The organism is Acidimicrobiales bacterium, from assembly GCA_036273495.1.
Taxonomy (GTDB): domain Bacteria; phylum Actinomycetota; class Acidimicrobiia; order Acidimicrobiales; family JAJPHE01; genus DASSEU01.
The window spans coordinates 1-3,234 of the sequence record DASUHN010000425.1; the positions used below are offsets into that span (position 1 = coordinate 1).

General features: G+C 71.9%; 3 protein-coding genes. All 3 read right to left on the minus strand.

The features are described from left to right. A partial coding sequence (locus VFW24_18440; GenBank protein HEX5268751.1) for a DEAD/DEAH box helicase occupies positions 1-1,810 on the minus strand: 1,810 nt, incomplete at its 3' end. A gap of 10 nt (positions 1,811-1,820) precedes the next feature. Then, positions 1,821-2,570: a twin-arginine translocase subunit TatC gene (gene tatC / locus VFW24_18445; protein ID HEX5268752.1), complete on the minus strand. Its 750-nt coding sequence runs from the start codon at positions 2,568-2,570 to the stop codon at positions 1,821-1,823. A gap of 10 nt (positions 2,571-2,580) precedes the next feature. Further along, positions 2,581-3,054, minus strand: coding sequence for a twin-arginine translocase TatA/TatE family subunit (locus tag VFW24_18450; GenBank protein ID HEX5268753.1), 474 nt, complete (start codon positions 3,052-3,054; stop codon positions 2,581-2,583). Positions 3,055-3,234: the final 180 nt, after the last annotated feature.

A 3,234-nucleotide genomic window follows, 5' to 3' on the forward strand; every position in this document is an offset into this window, starting at 1 on the left:
TGGGCAGACCGACACGGGCCACGGCGCGGGGCGGGGCGGCCAGGTCCCGCGAGGTCACGACGATGCGGCGGGTGTCGCAGTTGACCCCGGTGAGCTTCACCTCCCCGCCCCTCCGCCGCGCCGTCGAGATCACGGCCAGGCGCCCGCCCGAGGAGACCCCGGGGACCAGGAGCACGTCGCCCGGCCGGACCCGCTCCAGCGCCGAGCGGATCTCCTCCCGGCCCGACCCTCCCCTGCCGTCGGCTCCGCTGCTCCCTCCGGGGCCGCTCCGGCCCCGCCCGACGAGGCGGCGGTACTCCTCGACCGAGCCGAGCTCGCACTCGCCGGCCTGCCTCGCCTCCTCGAGCCGGGCCTGGGTGCGGTCGAGCTGGGCCTCGAGGCGCACCACCTCGGCGTCGGCCCGGTACTGGGCGAACGACAGGTTCAACAGGTGCCGGGCGTGGTCGGGCCGGCACCGGCGCACCAGGTTGGCGGCCATGTTGTACGTGGGCCGGAACGAGGACGTCAGGGCGTGGGCCCGGTTGGACGCCAGTCCCGCCACCTGCTCGAAGGGCACGAACGGGGACCACAGCACGACGGCGTGGCCGAGGTCGTCGATCCCTCTCCGGCCGGCCCGCCCGGTGAGCTGGGTGTACTCGCCGGGGGTGAGGAACTCGTGGCGCTCCCCCGTGAACTTGGACAGCTTCTCGATCACGACCGACCGGGCCGGCATGTTGATCCCGAGCGCCAGGGTCTCGGTGGCGAACACGACCTTGACCAGGGCCTGGGTGAAGCAGCCCTCCACGGCCTCCTTGAACGGCGGCACCAGCCCGGCGTGGTGCGCGGCCAGCCCCGCCTCCAGCCCCGCCAGCCACCCCGCGTAGTCCAGGACGCGCAGGTCCTCGTCGGACAGCAGCTCCACCTTGGCCTCGGCCAGGGCGCGGATCTGGCGGCGTTCGTCGGCTGTCGTGAGCCGGATCCCCTCGCTCAGGCACTGCCGCACGGCGTCGTCGCACGCCGCCCGGCTGAAGATGAAGTAGATGGCGGGAAGGACGTCGGCGTCGGCCAGGACGTCGACCACCTCGGTGCGCCGCGGCGTGTACAGGCGGCCCCGACGGCGGCCGGGCACGGGCCGGGCGCCGCGCGAGTCCAGGGCGGCCGCTTCGGGGTTGGGGCGGCCGTCGACGAACGTGGGCATGAGATGCGGTGTCTCGGAGCCCCGGTCCCCGACCAGGTAGAGGTTGCGGAGCTCGACCGGCCGGCGCTCCTCGATCACCGCCGCCGTCGTGCCCCGTACCGTCTCGATCCACGATGCGAAGTCCTCGGCGTTGGACACGGTGGCCGACAGGCACACCAGCTTGACGGCCGGGTCGAGGTGGATGATCACCTCCTCCCACACCGCCCCCCGGTAGGGGTCCTGCAGGTAATGGACCTCGTCGAGGATCACGTAGCGGAGCCCGGCCAGGGCGTGGGCGCCGGCGTAGATCATGTTGCGCAGCACCTCGGTGGTCATGACCACGACTGGGGACTCACCGTTGATGGCGTTGTCCCCGGTGAGCAGTCCGACGCGCCCGGCGCCGTAACGGGCGGACAGGTCGGAGTACTTCTGGTTGGACAGGGCCTTGAGCGGGCTGGTGTAGAAGGCCTTGCCCCCCTCGGCGAGGGCCTTGGTCACCGCGTACTCGGCCACCACGGTCTTGCCCGAGCCGGTGGGCGCCGCCACCAGCACGGAACGCCCGTCGTCGAGGGCGTCCATGGCCCGGAGCTGGAACGGGTCCGGCGCGAAACCGAGGCCGGCCAGGAACTCCGGGCGGGGATCGGGGATGCTCACGGCGCGCCGCTCAACGCCTGAGGATCTTACCGATCAGTATCGATCCCTCGTAGAACAGGTACATGGGCCCGGCCAGGGCCAGCATGGAGAACGGATCCGAGCTCGGCGTGGCCACCGCCGAGAAGATGGTGATCAGCACGATGGCCCGCCGCCGCCAGCGCCGGAGGGTGGCGGGCGTGATCACCCGGGCCACCTCGAGGAAGACGAGCACCACCGGGAACTCGAAGGCGGCGCCGAAGACCGCCATCAGGATCACGATCAGCCGCAGGTAGTCCTGCGGGGTGTAAATGGGGCGCAGCGTCGTCCCGCCGATCGAAGTCAGCCAGGCCAGGGCGTGGGGGAACGTCAGCCAGGCGATGAACCCCCCGAAGCCGAAGAACACGAGCGACGCCATGACGAACGGCACCGAGTAGCGCTTCTCGGTGGGCCGCAGGCCCGGCGTGATGAAGCGCCACATCTGCCACAGAACGATCGGCAGGGCCAGCACCAGCCCGCCGTAGGCTGCGATCTTGAAGCGGATCGACAGCGGGTCGAGCGGGCTCGTCACGTAGAGCTTGCAGTTGTTCTTGAGCACCTGGCACAGCGGGTGCTCGAAGAAGCGCAGCACCCGGCCGTAGAAGGCGAAGGTCACGATGCCGCCGGCGCCGATCGCCAGGATCGAGATGATCAGGCGGTGGCGCAGCTCCGCCAGGTGCTCGACGAGGGTCATGGTCCCCTCGGCCCCCCCGGCCTGGTTCCGGTTGCGGAAACGGAGCGCCATTCCGGCTCGTCTAGTTCAGGCTGGGGTCACCCGGCGGGACCCCGAACTCCGCCTCGGGCCGGGCCGCCGCGAGGGGCATGCCGGCCTGGACCCGGGCGGTCACGTCGGCCCGGGCGGCGATGTCGGCCCGCGGCGGTGATCCGCCGGCCGTCCCGGCCGCCGCCGTGCCGGACGACGTTCCCGCCGACCAGGTGGTGTCGGACGGCATCACCTGGCTGGTGAGCCATCCCGTCGCCGCGCCCCGCAGGCCCATGCTCGTGGTCCGCAGCGTATGGCCGGCGGCGCGCAGCTCCTGCACGGGCTCGGCGAGCTCGCTGCCCTCGAAGGCGGAGCGCACCTCGTCGGTGAAGCCGGTGGTGATCCGGCGCAGCTCCGACACCCAGCGACCGATGGTGCGGGCGGTCTCGGGGAGCTTGTCCGGGCCCAGCACGATCAGGGCGATGACCAGCACCACCAGGAACTTGGCCGACAGGAGTCCGCCCACGCTCAGACTGTACCGGGGGGAGGGGTGGCTCCCGGGCTCAGGGGCTACGACCCGTGAGGGTCAGGCGGCACGACCCGTGAGGGTCAGGCGGCGTGGCCTCCGGGGGCGTCCTCGTTGATCATCCGGGTGAGCCAGCCGTCCTCGGAGAGGCGGAAGTGGAACTCCAGGATGTCGTCCCAG

What these genes read in the sequence shown, in the direction of transcription:
- tatC (HEX5268752.1), bottom strand. Translation starts at nt 2,570, where the DNA reads ATGGCGCTCCGTTTCCGCAACCGGAACCAGGCCGGGGGGGCCGAGGGG.